This window comes from Mesorhizobium australicum WSM2073, assembly GCF_000230995.2.
Taxonomy (GTDB): domain Bacteria; phylum Pseudomonadota; class Alphaproteobacteria; order Rhizobiales; family Rhizobiaceae; genus Mesorhizobium; species Mesorhizobium australicum.
The window spans coordinates 389778-404474 of record NC_019973.1 but is presented as its reverse complement, the minus strand read 5'-3'; the positions used below and the strand labels follow the sequence as shown (position 1 = coordinate 404474).

Annotated in this window: 14 protein-coding genes, 1 pseudogene and 1 riboswitch; of the genes and pseudogenes, 5 read left to right on the top strand and 10 right to left on the bottom strand. The window is 62.3% G+C overall.

Annotation, left to right across the window (positions count from 1 at the left end):
* Position 1 precedes the first annotated feature (1 nt).
* The 5 genes and pseudogenes from MESAU_RS01850 to MESAU_RS32290 all read right to left on the bottom strand — a co-directional run bounded on the left by MESAU_RS01850 (position 2) and on the right by MESAU_RS32290 (position 4830).
* The gene (locus tag MESAU_RS01850) at positions 2–754 is read right to left on the bottom strand and encodes a glycosyltransferase family 2 protein (RefSeq protein WP_015314347.1); all 753 of its coding nucleotides are present in this window, start codon (positions 752–754) and stop codon (positions 2–4) included.
* Positions 751–1800 carry a hypothetical protein gene (locus MESAU_RS01845; protein ID WP_015314346.1) on the bottom strand — a complete coding sequence of 350 codons (1050 nt, stop codon included), beginning with the start codon at positions 1798–1800 and terminating at the stop codon, positions 751–753. Before MESAU_RS01845 ends, MESAU_RS01850 begins: the two co-directional genes overlap by 4 nt.
* Before the next feature lie 32 nt (positions 1801–1832).
* Complete coding sequence (locus tag MESAU_RS01840; RefSeq protein WP_015314345.1) at positions 1833–2264, bottom strand: PqqD family protein; 432 nt, start codon at positions 2262–2264, stop codon at positions 1833–1835.
* Positions 2265–2405: 141 nt separating this feature from the next.
* Positions 2406–3506, bottom strand: a complete 1101-nt coding sequence (locus tag MESAU_RS01835; RefSeq protein WP_083883131.1) for an FAD-binding oxidoreductase — start codon at positions 3504–3506, stop codon at positions 2406–2408.
* Positions 3507–3583: 77 nt separating this feature from the next.
* Positions 3584–4830 (bottom strand): annotated as a pseudogene (locus MESAU_RS32290) (aromatic ring-hydroxylating oxygenase subunit alpha).
* A 113-nt stretch (positions 4831–4943) separates the two neighbouring features.
* A riboswitch (cobalamin riboswitch) is annotated at positions 4944–5145 on the bottom strand.
* 492 nt (positions 5146–5637) lie between these two features.
* Between MESAU_RS32290 and MESAU_RS01825 the strand changes: the two are divergent.
* The 4 genes from MESAU_RS01825 to MESAU_RS01810 all read left to right on the top strand — a co-directional run bounded on the left by MESAU_RS01825 (position 5638) and on the right by MESAU_RS01810 (position 6708).
* Positions 5638–5838 carry a DUF680 domain-containing protein gene (locus tag MESAU_RS01825; RefSeq protein ID WP_015314343.1) on the top strand — a complete coding sequence of 67 codons (201 nt, stop codon included), beginning with the start codon at positions 5638–5640 and terminating at the stop codon, positions 5836–5838.
* Between the two features lie 68 nt (positions 5839–5906).
* Complete coding sequence (locus MESAU_RS01820; RefSeq protein WP_015314342.1) at positions 5907–6113, top strand: DUF680 domain-containing protein; 207 nt, start codon at positions 5907–5909, stop codon at positions 6111–6113.
* A gap of 69 nt (positions 6114–6182) precedes the next feature.
* Positions 6183–6389 carry a DUF680 domain-containing protein gene (locus MESAU_RS01815; protein ID WP_015314342.1) on the top strand — a complete coding sequence of 69 codons (207 nt, stop codon included), beginning with the start codon at positions 6183–6185 and terminating at the stop codon, positions 6387–6389.
* Positions 6390–6459: 70 nt separating this feature from the next.
* A complete protein-coding gene (locus tag MESAU_RS01810) occupies positions 6460–6708 on the top strand; it encodes a DUF680 domain-containing protein (protein WP_015314341.1) in 249 nt (82 codons plus the stop codon).
* Positions 6709–6781: 73 nt separating this feature from the next.
* Here MESAU_RS01810 and MESAU_RS01805 read toward each other — a convergent pair whose 3' ends face one another.
* The 5 genes from MESAU_RS01805 to MESAU_RS01785 all read right to left on the bottom strand — a co-directional run bounded on the left by MESAU_RS01805 (position 6782) and on the right by MESAU_RS01785 (position 13291).
* Positions 6782–7894: an ABC transporter ATP-binding protein gene (locus MESAU_RS01805; RefSeq protein WP_015314340.1), complete on the bottom strand. Its 1113-nt coding sequence runs from the start codon at positions 7892–7894 to the stop codon at positions 6782–6784.
* 29 nt (positions 7895–7923) lie between these two features.
* Positions 7924–9588 (bottom strand): beta-galactosidase BglA, encoded by a 1665-nt coding sequence (bglA, locus tag MESAU_RS01800; protein WP_015314339.1) that lies wholly within the window; start codon positions 9586–9588, stop codon positions 7924–7926.
* Between the two features lie 4 nt (positions 9589–9592).
* Positions 9593–10747 (bottom strand): carbohydrate ABC transporter permease, encoded by a 1155-nt coding sequence (locus MESAU_RS01795; protein ID WP_015314338.1) that lies wholly within the window; start codon positions 10745–10747, stop codon positions 9593–9595.
* Position 10748: 1 nt separating this feature from the next.
* On the bottom strand, positions 10749–11762 hold the full coding sequence (locus MESAU_RS01790; RefSeq protein ID WP_015314337.1) for a carbohydrate ABC transporter permease: 1014 nt from the start codon (positions 11760–11762) through the stop codon (positions 10749–10751).
* A gap of 173 nt (positions 11763–11935) precedes the next feature.
* The gene (locus MESAU_RS01785) at positions 11936–13291 is read right to left on the bottom strand and encodes an ABC transporter substrate-binding protein (RefSeq protein ID WP_015314336.1); all 1356 of its coding nucleotides are present in this window, start codon (positions 13289–13291) and stop codon (positions 11936–11938) included.
* Positions 13292–13655: 364 nt separating this feature from the next.
* On the opposite strand from MESAU_RS01785, the gene MESAU_RS01780 reads away from it, so the two are divergent.
* The gene (locus MESAU_RS01780) at positions 13656–14678 is read left to right on the top strand and encodes a substrate-binding domain-containing protein (RefSeq protein WP_015314335.1); all 1023 of its coding nucleotides are present in this window, start codon (positions 13656–13658) and stop codon (positions 14676–14678) included.
* Positions 14679–14697: the final 19 nt, after the last annotated feature.

The window sequence follows — 14697 nt, the reverse complement described above, 5'->3', positions numbered from 1 at the left end:
GCTACATGAAGCGCCAGTTGGCGAGTTCTTTGACATCGAATATGCCTTCGATCCCGCGCAGTGAAGGGTCGGCCTTGCGCCGTTTCATCGATTTGTGGATGGCCCGCAAGAATTCCCGAAGGGATGTGTCGACCTGCTTCGTCATGTTGCCGGGATGACGTCGGTAGTAAAGCGATACGGTATCCGGCAGGACGAATCTGGGGCCGCTTTCAAAGGTGCGCAGCAGGTAGTCTGTGTCTTCGGCCTGGCCGAAGGCCTCATCGAAGCCGCCGATCCGTTCGATGAGCTTACGCGAGAAAATGCCCGACGACAGATGAATTCCCCGCACGGTCATGAAATGGCTGCCGGGGCAGGGTTCCAGCAGATCGTCGTCGATGTGTTCGACCATCATCATCAGGGAATAGGTAAGCTCCAGAGCGGGGTCGGCGTCAAAGCATGCAATATCGGCCTTGAATCGTCCCGCAGGCGAGACATCATCCGAATCGAGGAACGACACGAGCTCCGTTTCCGGCGTGAGCAGTCTGAGACCAGCGTTGCGAGCCCGGGTCACGCCCATGTTCTCTTGCCGGAAAAGACGAATGCAGGGGTTCTCGGCCATCATCGAACGCACGGCCTCCGGCGACCCGTCGGTCGAGCCGTCGTCGATCACGATGATGTCGAGATCGGCGGCATCTTGCTGCCGCACGAGCGAGCGCAGCGCCGAGACGACATAGCGCTCGCGATTGTACACAGGCATGATCACGCTGAGCTTCACCGGGCGCCTCGTGTCAGGAAATCCTCGATCGTGCGGGCGATCTCTGCCGGGTCGATGCCGAGGGACAAACGGAAGCACGGCAGGTGGCGCGTCAATTCGCTGAAGAAGCGAAAGCCGCTTTCGCGCTCGCCCGGCATCTGGGCGATGCCGGACGGCGCCAAGGCAATCATGGCATCCCTGCGCGACACCGGCATAATCGAACTTGCTCCGCCTCCGCTGATATGTGGCACCACCAGCGCGACGATGTCCAGCATGGCGGGCACCGGCCGAGGCGCGATATCATGAATATGGAACGTGTGCTTGCCTTGCCAGTTCAGCGGGCCTTGCGCCGTTAGCCGCTGCCGCAGGCCAAGCCGGGCGAAACCTTCCGTGTCCTGCTTCAACGTCGAAAAAAGGGGGCGCGCGGTCACGCCGTCGGTGAGATCGATCAGCACATAGTCGTCGCCGACACTGTCGAGCCCGTTAAGCAGGCCGGCGGCGACGGTCCCCGATTTCCCGGCCCCGCCCGAGCCGGCAAGCAGAATACCGTTGCCGTCGATGCCAAGCGTGCCGGCATGCGTCAGCCGCATGCCGCGCGCGGCATATTCCCAGTGCAGGAAGGCGCGCAGCGGTGCTCCCGGCTCCCAGGGCGGAAAGGCATCGGCCGAGGCCATCAGCTGCACGCCGACGCGGCGGTGCGGATCGTAGACCTGCCAGAAATCCAGGTCGTGGAAATGGTGCCCGCGCAAACCGGCTTCGGCGAGCCGTTTGGCAAAACCGTGCTCGGTGAAATGGGCATCGCCCCAGTGCGCCGGCTCCGGGATGCCGTCAACGCCGGGATGCGCGATGAAGATGCGACCCGTGGACGGTGCCGGCTGGTCATGCCCGGGCTCGACAAAAGCATGGCCCAATGCATCGGCAAGCACGCCGTGACCGAGATGCACGGTCAGTTCAAGCCAGGGCAGGCGAACCTTTCGCATGGTCGGATAGCACGCGGCCGCGCCTTCAGCGGCGGCGATGAGATACCTGGCGTAATCCGGCAAGGTTTCGAGCGTGACGCGCGGCATCAATCGCCTTCCATCACGCTGCGGCCGCCCCGTCAGGAAGCCTGCTTGACCGCCGGCCAGCCGAGAGGTTCCTCGACCTCGTGGATGGGATCAACGACGATCAGGTCGGCGAGGTCGTCGTGAATGCTCACATTGAGCGGCTCGTTCGTGGCGGCAAGCTCGGCAGGCAAATCGCCCGGCAAAGGCTGCGCCGCCGCGTCCAAGCGCACCAGCAAACCCAATTCGACCAATTGCGATATGAAGCGTTCGAGTTCGGCCTGGCCTATTGTCGAGCCGCCGGCGCTCAGCCCGACCAGAGCCTGGGCGTCCGCGCCGGATGAAAGCGCCTGCCATACCTTGCTGCCGGAATCGGAAAAGCCGAAATATTTGCCATTGGCAAGATTGAGCACCACGGCCTCGCCATCGAAAGATTCGAAAACGATATCCCGGCTCGCTACCGCATAGGCGTGGGAGTCATGCGTCATTGTTGCCCCGTCCTGCATTTCCTGCCCGCCAGCAGGACCGCTTCCACCAACAACGCCTGTAAACTTTCAGGTCTTCCTTGGCAAGGTAACCTTTGCCGGCAACGCGGGACCATTTCCGGGTTCAGTCGAAAGCCGGGCGGATCAAGCCTCGATTTCAAGCGGCGACAATGGCTTGGAACAACAGGCCAGGATGAAGCCATCATCGATCTCATGATCGAGGATGCCGCCATTGTGGCTCATCTCGACGCTGCCGGAGACTTTCTTCACTTTGCAAGTTCCGCACAGGCCGAATTCGCAGGCGGCCGGTATTCGCACACCCGAGGCGCGCGCCGTCTGCAGCACGGTCTGGCCGGCGACACAATCGGCGTCGACATCCGAAAGCGCGAAGCGGATCGGCGTCGCGGCTTGGACGCAAATCGCCGCGCCGTCTTCAGCCGGCGAGGCAAACGGCGCCGGGATTTCCTCCGCCGCCGGCGCGGCAAAGCTCTCCTGATGGTATTTTGCCATGTCGAAACCGGCGGCCTCCAGCATGCCGCGCACGGCGCGCATGAAAGGGTCGGGGCCGCAGCAGAAGATTTCGCGTTCGCGGAAATCGGGCGCCAGGAGCGGCAGTCGGATGGCGTCGATGCGGCCCATATGGCCGTACCAGCCCTCGCGGCTCGACCGCTCCTCGATCATGAAGCCGAGCGACAGCCCCGGCATATGGCCGCCGAGCAGTTCGAGTTCCTTGCGAAAGATGATCTCTTCCGGACGCCGTGCGCAATTGACGAAGCCGACATCGGTCCACGGCGCGCAGTCGTTCAGCCAGCGCAGCATCGACATCATCGGCGTCACGCCCGAACCGGCCGAGATGAACAGGTATTTCGCCGCCGGGTGGCTGTGCAGCGAAAAGTCGCCGCCCGGTCCATAGGCCTTGACGTGCGAGCCGGGCGTCAGGTGATCGAACATCCAGCGCGTGCCGACGCTGCCCGCCTGCGCCTTCACCGTCACCGCGATCGAGAATGGCCGTGACGGCGATGACGACAGCGTGTAGGTGCGCATCAGCGGGCCGTCCGGTGTCGGCAATTCCAGCGTGACGAACTGGCCCGGCTTGTAGCGGAACCAGGTCTGGTTGTCGGAGCGGAAGGTGAAGGTCTTGACGTCGGGCGCCTCGTCGCTGACGCCGGTTACTTCCAGCACCTGCAGCCTGTCGTTCCACGGCGCCATCTGGTCGAGGTGGCGATAGAGGCCAAGATCAGTCATGGCGTTCATCCCTGCATACCTTTCATTTTGGGCGTGTCGTGATCCCAAAGCCGCTGCACAGTTTTGGCCGACATGCGCTAGGCGACACTGCGCAGAGCAGGCCGGCCGTCTTCGGAAAGCCGTGGGCCGATAAAGCGCGCGTACCAGTCAACGAACTGGATGACGCCGCCCTCGTGCAGCTCCGAATAGGGACCGGGCTCGTAGGCCGGCGACAGGATGCCGAAGGCGTTTTCCTCGACGATGCGGCGGTCCTGGTCGTTGGTCTCGGTCCAGACATGGGTGAGTTCGGCGAGATCGTAGTCGACGCCTTCCACGGCATCCTTGTGGACCAGCCATTTGGTCGTAACCGCTGTTTCCGTGGCGCTGACCGGCAGCACGCGGAACGTCACCGCATGATCCACGAGGATATGGTTCCAGGTTGTCGGGTAGTGATAGTGCATCAGCGTCCGATCCGGTCGGCCGAGACGCTGTCGGACAGGTTCTTCTTCACCGCCCGCTTGCCGGTCATCGTGTAGCTCTGGGCATCGCGCAGCAGCGGCGCGCGGGTGGCGCGGTATTGTCCAGCCGGGTCGATGCGAAACTTGCTGGGCAGGCCAACAGCTTCGCACCTCGCCCAGTGGGCCAGCATCTCCGGATCGCTGTCGGCGCCTTGCACGCCGGTCACGGTCGGCGCTTCCGGGAAGGTCTTGCACAGCTCAGGATGATTGCCCGCGCAATGGTAGCATTCGCGGTTGTTTTCCCAGACCAGCTTCCAGTTGCCCTTCTCGATGATCGTGCTCTCGAAGGCGATCTTGGCCTCGCTCAGCCGGTGCGGCAGGAGATAGGGCTCGATCATCGCCCGCATCGGCGCGAAGTCGGCGGGCTCCTTGGCCAGGCAGATGAAGACATAGCCGGCGACGCTTTCGCAGGCGACCGGCTTGAGCCCGAACTGGCTCTTGTCGAACCCATCGGCCATCTGGCGGGCGAACAGCAGCCGGCCGTCGAGTTCGTAGGTCCACTGGTGATAGGGACACACCAGTTTGGCGGCCATGCCCTTGTCGGTGTTGCAGACGCGGCTGCCGCGATGGCGGCAGGAATTGTGGAAAGCGTTGATCTTGCCCTGCTGATCGCGCACCAGCACGACCGGATAATCGCCGATCTGCACGGTGATGAAGCTGCCCGGCTTGGGCAACTCGCAATCATGGCCGATGAACAGCCAGTCGCGATACCAGATCAGTTCCATGTCAAGCTTGAAGTAGTCCGGGTCGGTATAGAAGGGCTGTTCCAGCGAAAGGCCCTGTCTGCGGCCGTTTAAAAGCCTCAGCATGTCGTTGCGCGCGTCCATGTCCTGTCCTCATTTTCAAGGACTGAACTGGTGGTGATGGAGGAAGGACTGGGCGCAAGCCGGCGAAAGCCGGACAACACCATCCGCCCCTTGACCGCCCACCGCGATCAGTCGAGTTCTAGCGATCTCGGGCTGGTTTCCGGGCTCTGGAGTTGTCCTGGCGGACCATCGCGACACCTTCCCAGGCTTTCGCCCAGTGGTCTCCCGTTGCGACTTGAACTCCACCACCGTTGCGGGGGCAGCGCCGGAATCTGACCGGCTTCCCAATTCTCCGCTCCGTCGTCACGCAGCGGCACCTGAGATCGCTCGATCTAATCACGACAGGGTTTGCGACATCGGCACGAAAGCGACATCGCATCCATGCGGCGCGACACATACGCGGGATCGTCCCGGCGCGGTTGCAGCGGGGGAATCGCCTTTTCTCGCCAGGCGCGCGGGCACCGTTTTCGACCCTCAGCCGGGCCGGAAAAGGGTTAATGGTTTCGAAAAGTGACTATTAGCAGAGTCTAAAATCGAACCGAACGGTTCGTTTCTGTTGACGGTGCGTGCAGGACGGTGTGAACGCCCAGCCTTCCGACACAGTTGGTGATCGGGTCGTGACCTTAGACAACTGTTTGATATCAAATGGAAAAATGAGACATGTAGAAGGCGTTGGTACAATTTCAAGTGGTGGAGTCATGGTCCACGCTGAACAACTTCGTGATTGGAAACGGCAAGGGGGCTCTCCCACATCGGGGCTGTCCGAACGACGCGATTTAATCCCAAGACACGCCGCTAGACGGACGGGAAAAATACTGGAGTACAAAAATGAAAAAGATCATTCTCACTGCCGCCGCCCTTCTGGCTATTTCCGGCAGCGCCTTCGCTAGCAGCGACCATTATGGTTCGAACGCCGCGACCCCCACGGCCACTGTCGACAGCTCCTACACCGCTTCGACCAAGAAGTCGGAGCCGGCTGCCCAGACGCCTGTGACGGGCGCCGACCACAACCTCTTCGGCAACAATTAATAGCCATCCCTGGCACGCGGCGGGTGACCCTGCCGCGCTGGTGGACCTACAAATTCAGGAGTATTAAAATGAACAAGATCCTCATTGCTGCCGCCGCCGTTCTGGCCCTCTCCGGCAGCGCTTTCGCCGGCAGCGACAACTATGGCTCCAACGGCGCCAACCAGGCTGCTGCCGCTTCGACCGACAATTCGAACACCGCGTCGATCGGCAAGTCGGCTCCGGCCACCTCGGCGCCTGTCCAGCAGGGCAGCGACCGCAACCTCTTCGGCCATTAACGGCCATCCCACGGCCGGTGGGCTCTGGCCCGCCGGCAGCCGGACTTCCAAAATTCAGGAGTACCTAACATGAACAAGATCCTTATTGCTGCCGCCGCCGTTCTGGCCCTTTCTGGCAGCGCTTTCGCCGGCAGCGACAACTATGGCTCCAACGGCGCCAATCAGGCTGCTGCCGCTTCGACCGACAATTCGAATACCGCGTCGATCGGCAAGTCGGCTCCGGCCACCTCGGCGCCTGTCCAGCAGGGCAGCGACCGCAACCTCTTCGGCCATTAACGGCCATCCCACGGCCGGTGGGCTCTGGCCCGCCGGTCCGCGGGACTTCCAAAATTCAGGAGTACCTAAAATGAACAAGATCCTCATTGCCGCCGCCGCCGTTCTGGCCGTCTCCGGCAGCGCCTTCGCCGGCAGCGACAATTATGGCTCCAACGGCGTCAACCAGCCCACTGCTTCGTCGACTGTCAATGTCGATACGTCGCATACAGGTGCGATCCGCAACAGCGATTCGCCTGTCTACAAGCTGCTCAACTCGTCCGGCGACGTGCAGAAGCCGGCCCATCAGGGTGCCGATCGCAATCTCTTCGGCAACAACTAACCAGCCTGTGCAGACAAGAAGAGCGGCGGGCCAGGCCCGCCGCTCTTGTTCTTTCATTACCGGACGGCCGTCTTCAGGCCGCCTTTGCTTCCGCTTCGTGGAGGGCAAAGGAGCGACCATCCGCATCGAAGATATGGAGATCGCCGGCATTGGCGGTCAGCCGCAGCGTCGAGCCGCGCTTGACCTCGACATTGCCCGGCAGCTTGGTCACCAGCGGCAGGTCGGCCCGGCCGATATCGACATAGACCAGCTGGACCTCGCCAAGCTGTTCGAGATAATCGACGGTCCCCTCGAACAGATAATCCGCACCGCTGGCGATCGCGAGATCTTCCGGCCGTACGCCGAAGCTGACCGCCGCTCCCTTTGCCGAAGCAGGTGTCGCGATCGGCACCGTCGCCTTGCGGCCGCCGACATGGCTGACGATGGTCGGATTGCCCGTCTTGTCGACCGTCGCCGGCAGGATGTTCATGGCCGGCGAGCCGATGAACTGGGCGACGAAGAGGTTGCCGGGGTTCTTGTAGAGTTCCATGGGCGTGCCGACCTGCTCGATGTGCCCGTCCTTCAGCACGACGATGCGGTCGGCCAGCGTCATCGCCTCGACCTGGTCGTGCGTGACGTAGATCATGGTCGTGTTGGGCATCGATTCCTTGAGCTTGGCGATCTCGATGCGCGTCGCGACGCGCAATGCGGCGTCAAGGTTCGACAGCGGTTCGTCGAACAGGAACACCTTCGGATTGCGCACGATGGCGCGGCCGATGGCGACGCGCTGCCGCTGGCCGCCCGACATCGCCTTGGGCAGACGGTCGAGATATTTGGTCAGCTGCAGGATCTCGGCGGCTTGCCGAACCCTTTTGTCGATCTCGGCCTTGCTTTCCCCACCGATCTTCATCGAGAAGGCCATGTTGTCGTAGACGGTCATGTGCGGGTAGAGGGCATAGGACTGGAACACCATGGCGATGCCGCGCTTCGAGGGTGGCACGTCGTTGACCACGTGGCCGTCGATCTTGAGTTCACCCGACGTGATTTCCTCGAGCCCGGCGATCGAGCGCAGCAAGGTCGACTTGCCGCAGCCCGACGGGCCGACGAAGACTATGAACTCGCCCGATTTGATGTCGAGGTCGATGCCGTGGAGAATGTTAAGATTGCCATAGGACTTCTTCACTTGTCTCAAATTGACATCGGCCATTGGTTTCCTCCAGTGATTCCTCGGATGTTTCAGCCTATGCGTCCGAACCAGGCGCCATAGCCGCCGAGCTCGACCGACCCGGTGCTCGCCTGCCCGGAGAACCCGTGTCCCGGCAAAGGTTGCAGGGTTCGGTTGCCGAGGTCAACCTTCGCCGGCCTTGCGCCCAGATTGAAGACGCAGACGATCTCCTCATTGCCCGACCGGCGGGTGAAGGCGACGGTGTCGCCCTGGCTTTCGATGAAGGCGATGTCCCCCTTGGCCAGCGCCGGATGGGCGCGGCGGAAAGAAAGAAAGCGCCGGTAATGCTCAAGCAGGGAGGTTTCGTCGCCTTGCTGCACGTTGACCGCCTGCGGCAGATGCTCGGCCGGTACCGGCAACCAGGGTTTTGCCTGGGAGAAGCCGCCATTCCTTGCATTGCCATCCCACACCATGGGCGTGCGGCAGCCGTCGCGGCCCTTGAATTCAGGCCAGAAACGGATGCCGTAGGGATCCTGCAGATCCTCGAAGCGCAGGTCGGCCTCGCCGAGGCCGAGTTCTTCGCCCTGGTAGATGCAGACCGAACCGCGCAGCGACATCAGCAATGCCGAGATGACCTTGAGATAGGCCGACGGGTCCGCCTCGTCGGCGGCCCAGCGCGAGGCCGGTCGCATCACGTCGTGGTTTGAAAACGCCCAGCACGACCAGCCATCGCTGGCCACCCGGCCAAAAGCTTCCAGCACCGAGCGGACCTTGGCGGCACTGATCTTTTCCGGCGCCAGGAAGTCGAAGGAATAGCACATGTGCACGCGCTTGCCGCCGGCGGTATAGGCGGCGACCACGTCCAGCCCGCGTTGCGAATCGCCGACTTCGCCGACCGCTGCGGTCGCCGTGTACTCGTCGAGCAGCGCGCGAAAGCGCTCGAGGAAGGCGAGGTTTTCCGGTCGGCTTTTGTCGTAGATATGGTCCTGGTAGTTGTAGGGATTGACCGCCGGCGCCGTCTGGTCGTTGCGCTGTTCCGGCGGCAGCGGCGGGTTGTTTTCCAGCCCCTGGCTGTGGAAGTAAAAATTGATGGTGTCGAGGCGAAAGCCGTCGACGCCGCGTTCCAGCCAGAAGCGGGTGACGTCGAGCAGCGCGTCCTGGACTTCGCGGTTGTGGAAATTGAGGTCGGGCTGCTCGGCCAGGAAATTGTGCAGGTAGTATTGCTGGCGGCTGGTGTCCCATTGCCAGGCCGAGCCGCCAAAGATCGACAGCCAGTTGTTGGGCGGCGTGCCATCGGGTCTTGCATCCGCCCAGACATACCAGTCGGCCTTGGGATTGGTGCGGCTCGAGCGGCTTTCCTTGAACCAGGGGTGGATGTCGGCGGTATGCGACAGCACCTCGTCGATCATCACCTTGAGGCCCAGTCGGTGCGCCTCCGCCGTCAGCGCATCGAAATCCGCCAGCGTACCGAACATCGGGTCGACGTCACAATAATCCGAGACGTCATAGCCGAAATCCTTCATTGGCGATTTGAAGAAAGGCGAGATCCAGATGGCGTCCGCGCCAAGGGCGGCAATGTAGGGCAGCCTGCCGATGATGCCCTTGAGGTCGCCGATGCCGTCGCCATTGGAATCCTGATAGCTGCGCGGATAGATCTGGTAGATCACCGCGCCCCGCCACCAGTCGCGGTCGATGGCGGGGTCTGGTTTCGAAGTCGCCTTCAAAGCCGATTGCATGGTCTCAACCTCCTTTCACCGAGCCGGCCAGCAGCCCGCGGACGAAATAACGCTGCAGCGAGAAGAAGACGATCAGCGGCACGATGATGGTGATGAAGGCCGATGTCGTCAGGATCTCCCAGTTACCGCCACGCGAGCCAAGCAGAGCATTGAGCTTGGCCGTCAGCACGATCTGATCGGGCGCCGTTCCGAGGAAAACCATTGCCACCAGGAGATCGTTCCATACCCACAGGAATTGGAAGATGGCGAAGGAGGCAAGCACCGGGAAGGACAGCGGCAGCACGATCTTGACGAAGATCTCGAAATCGCTGGCGCCGTCGATGCGCGCCGATTCCATGATCTCGCGCGGCAGGCCGGCAATATAGCTTCGCAAGAGGTAGATGGCGAAGGGCAGTCCGAAGCCGGTATGCGCCAGCCAGATGCCGAGGTAGGTCTTGGACGGCACGCCGAAGAACGTGCCGACGCCATTGTAGAGCTTCAGCAGTGGAATGAGCGACATCTGCAGCGGCACCACCAGCAAGCCGATGACGACGGCGATCAGGAGCGCGCGGCCTGGAAAGCGCATCCAGGCCAGTGCGTAAGCCGCAAAGGCCGCGATCAGGATCGGGATGACGGTCGCCGGGATGGTGACCGTTAGCGAATTCATGAAGGAGCGGCCGATGCCTTCGGAAAACAGCACGGTCTGATAATTGTCGGTGGTGAATTTCGGCGGCGCCGACGAAGCGTAGTAGACGCGCTGGCCCCTGTCGCCCTCGAACGCCTTTGGCGAGGCCATGACGAAGCTGCCGTCGGCGTTGATCTGGAGGGTCACGCCGTCACCGAGATCGGCTGATGTGCCGGCAGGATACTGCGTCGGTGCCGCCGCCTTGACGCCGAAGGCGCTTATCGCGCGCTTGGCCCCGTCGCCGAAGATGTTGCCCTGGAGAACGAACTTGCCGTCCTTTTCTACCTGTGTGGAGGCGGCCGGCAGTCGCCCGGCTTCCGTCTGGCTGGAACTGGCGAAGGAATTCCACCAACCCGAGGCGATGATCTGGTCCTTGTCGCGCAGCGACGAGACGAGGATGCCGAGCGTCGGGATGGTCCAGATCACCACGAAGACGAGCACTGCGATATGGACGCCGAAACGGCTGGCGAAGGAATTTCCGGTCGCGACGGCCATCTCAGTGCCCTCCCGTCTCTTTGTTGGCCTGGCGGATGTTCCAGACCATGATCGGAATGACGGCAATCATGATGATGATGGCTATGGTCGCGCCGCGGCCGAAATCGCCGCCGCCGCGGAACATCCAGTCGAACATCAGATTGGCCAGCACCTGGCTGTTCCATTGACCGTTGGTCATGGTCAGGACGATGTCGAACACTTTCAGCACCAGGATGGTGATGGTGGTCCATACCACCGCGATGGTGCCCCAGATCTGTGGCACCATGATCTTCCAGAAGATCTGGAACGGATTGGCGCCGTCTATGACCGCGGCTTCCAGTGTTTCTTCGGGGATGCCGCGCAGCGCCGAGGACAGGATGACCATGGCGAAGCCGGTCTGGATCCAGATCAGGATGACCATCAGGAAGAAGTTGTTCCAGAACGGCAGCGATATCCAGACCTGCGGCTGGCCGCCGAAATACTGGATGATGGCGTTGAGCAGGCCGATCTGGATCTGGCCCTGGCCACGATACTCGTAGATGAACTTCCAGATCACGCTGGCGCCGACGAAGGAGATGGCCAGCGGCAGGAAAATCAGGCTCTTGGCGATCGTTCCCCACCATATTTTGTCGGTGAGCACGGCGATGATCAGGCCGAGGAAGGTGCAGGCCGCCGGCACCACCGCCAGCCACAATATGTTGTTGCGGATGGCGTTTCGCAGATCCGGATCGCGCAGCGCCCATTCATAGTTGGCGAATCCCACGAAACTCGTGCCGCCGCGATCGAAGAAGGACAGCCACAGCGTCGCGATCACCGGATAGACCAGATAGATGGTCAGGATGATCAGCGCCGGACCCACGAACAACCAGGGCCGCACCAATCCCTGCCGGCGCAGATTGTTGACGGCGGCCGTTCCGGACACCCCGCGCGCGGGGAAGATCAGGTCAAGCAGTTTGTTGGCGCCCCAGAAATAGGCGACGCAGCCGCCGACGCCGATGATGATGACGAATATTGCCGAGAAAATCTGAGCCGCCATGGGTCCCTCTCCCTGCGCGTGACCGGCCAGCGATGCTGGCGACCAATGCGCCGACTTTCAGTTATTCGGAACAATCGAAACGCGAAGCTTCCGGCGTGCCCCGCCGGTCGGATCCGGGCCGTAGCCCGGATCCAGCAGCAAGATGAGGAAAGATCAGGTCGCGCCGGAGCGGCCTATTTGATGGCGTCCCAGCTCTTCTGGATGTCGGTGGCGACGTCCTGGGCGGACTTGCCGCCGACCAGGTCGATCATGCCAGTCCAGAACGAGCCGGCGCCGACCTTGCCGGGCATCAGGTCGGAGCCGTCGAAGCGCACCGTCGTGGCGCCGACCAGGATCTCGCCCTGCTTCTTCAGCGCATCGCTGCCATAGGCGTCCTTGTTGGCCCCCTTGAAGGGTGTGACGAAGCTCTTCTGTGCCATCCACAATTCATGCGCGAGCGGCATCTGCAGGAACTTGATGAATTCGCGCGATGCCTTGGAATCCTTGGTGATCATCACCAGCGTTCCGGCGACTTCCAGCGGCGTCCCGAGTTCCGGCTTGGCGGCGTAGGGCGGGTAGGGGAAGAAGTCCGCATCCTGGCCAAGCTTCACGCCCTCCGGGAAGAAGGAGGGGATGAACGATGCCTGATGGTGCATGTAGCACTTCGGCGGTACGGTAAAGAGGCCCTTCGGGCTGTCGCGGAAGTCGGTCGCCGCGACCGCCTTGGCGCCGCCGTCGACCATCTTGTCGTCGGTGGCGATCTTGCCGAAGATGTCGATGGCGTTGACCACGGCCGGGTCGTTGAACGGAATCTCGTTCTTCACCCACTTGTCGTAGACTTCGGGAGTCTGCGTGCGCAGCATGATGTCCTCGACCCAGTCGGTCGCCGGCCAGCCCGTCGCGCCGCCCGAACCAAGCCCGATACACCACGGCTTGCCGCCATCGGCGATGATCTTCTTCTCGAGTTCGGCAAGTTCTTCCTGCGTCTTCGGCACCTTGTAGCCAGCTTCCTCGAAATTGTCGGGCGAGTACCAGACCAGCCCCTTCACGTCGATCTTGTAGGGAAAGGCATAGAAGCCCGGCTTGCCGTCCTTGCCGTTGTAAGTTCCGAGCTTGGCCCAGGAGTCGCCGGCGGCGTAATTCTCCTTGACCCAGGCTGCGACGTCGTCGCCGAGCGGGGTCAGCACGCCCTTGGAAGCGAGGTCCTGGATGAGGCCCGGCTGCGGCAGGACGGCGATGTTGGGCGGGCTGCCGGCCTGGGTGTCGATGACGATCTGTTGCTCGTAATTCTCGGACGAGGAATATTTGACCTCTGCGCCGGTGGCTTCGGAGAAATAATCGAGTACCGACCGGACAAGCGTCTCGTCCTCGCCACGCCACGGTCCGAAGATGGTCAGGGTCTCGCCCTTGAGGTCGACTTTCTTGAGGTCCTCGTAATTCGCCCAGTTGAAGCGCTTGTCCTCGCCCGGCTTGAACTTCAGTTCGGCATGCGCGGGCGCGCTCAGGGCGAATGCGGCAGACGCAACACCCAGCAAAAGCATTTTCTTCATCGGTATTCCTCCCAGTGGGTCACACACACCGGACGGAACCTCCATTCCGCCCGCCGACGCCGCAGGACTGTGACTCAGTCGCAAGGGAACCGCAACCTTTCGAACAGTCTTCCAAAGCGCTTTGGCTTTGTTGATCTCGCCACTGAATCGGGCGGGTGTCAAGGGGGAGCAGGAACTAATCGATTTAGTCGCCGTCTGCCAGGGTCCAAAAATTTGCACCGCAACATGCTTTTTCGGCACTGCAGCAGCAATTTTCGTTTCAAACAGGGCCCCGGCACGCTTATGGTCCATGTGGAGTTGGCCACGCCCTTGTGGCGTTTGGGTCGATTCAATTTAAAAGCGCTTTGAGGCAGGGAGGCCTCTCGTGAACCTCAAGCAACTCGCGCATATGCTGGCGCTTTCCCAGACCACGGTAAGCCGGGCGCTGAACGGCTATCCCGAAGTCAACGAGGAAACCCGCAGGCGTGTCGTGGACGCAGCCAAGCGCCACGGCTATCGCCCCAATCCGAGTGCGCGCCGGCTGGCCACGGGTAAGTCCGGAATGATCGGCTATGTCCTGCCGACGGGTGCAGCCGTCGACATCGATCCCCATTTCGTCGAATTCCTGTCCGGTCTTGGCGACTATGCCCGCTCGCACGAGCTCGACCTTGTCCTGTCACCGACCGATGCCGATGACCAGGAAACGACCTACCGCCGCATCGTCGCCAACCGGCAGGTCGATGCCGTCTACATCTCTTCGCCGAGGCCGCAGGACCGGCGCGTGGCGCTGGTCAACACGCTCGGCATTCCTTTCATCGTCCATGGCCGCAGCGAGGGCCTGAATTTCGACTATCCCTTTCTCGACATCGACAATGAAGGCGCCTTCCACGAAGCCGCGCGGCTGCTCGTCCAACTCGGCCACCGGCGGCTGGCGCTGATCAATGGCGACGACCGCGAGACCTTTGCCATCCACCGCGAGCGCGGCCTGCGCCGGGCGCTGGCCGCCAGTGGCCTGGCATTGGACGATCGCCATGTCTGCTCGCTCGTCATGACCGAGGAGAACGGCTATCGCGCCGCCCGGCGCCTGCTCGAACAGGAAGGCGCGCCGACGGCAATCGCCTGTTCCAGCCTGATCATGGCGCTCGGTGTCGTGCGCGCGGTGCGCGACCTTGGCCTCAGCATTCCCGGCGACGTCTCGCTGATTGCCCATGACGACGTTTTTCCCTGGCTGAAGCCGGAGAATTTTTCCGTGCCGCTGTCCACGACGCGCTCGTCGATCCGGCTGGCCGGCGCACGCATCGCCGAGCGGCTGGCGGCGCGGATATCGGGACTGGAGGAGGGCGCGCGCGGCGAGGTCTGGCCAGTCGACCTGGTGGTCAGGGGATCGGTCGCCGGCGCGCCGGCCTGACCACTCGCCAGCGGGGTCA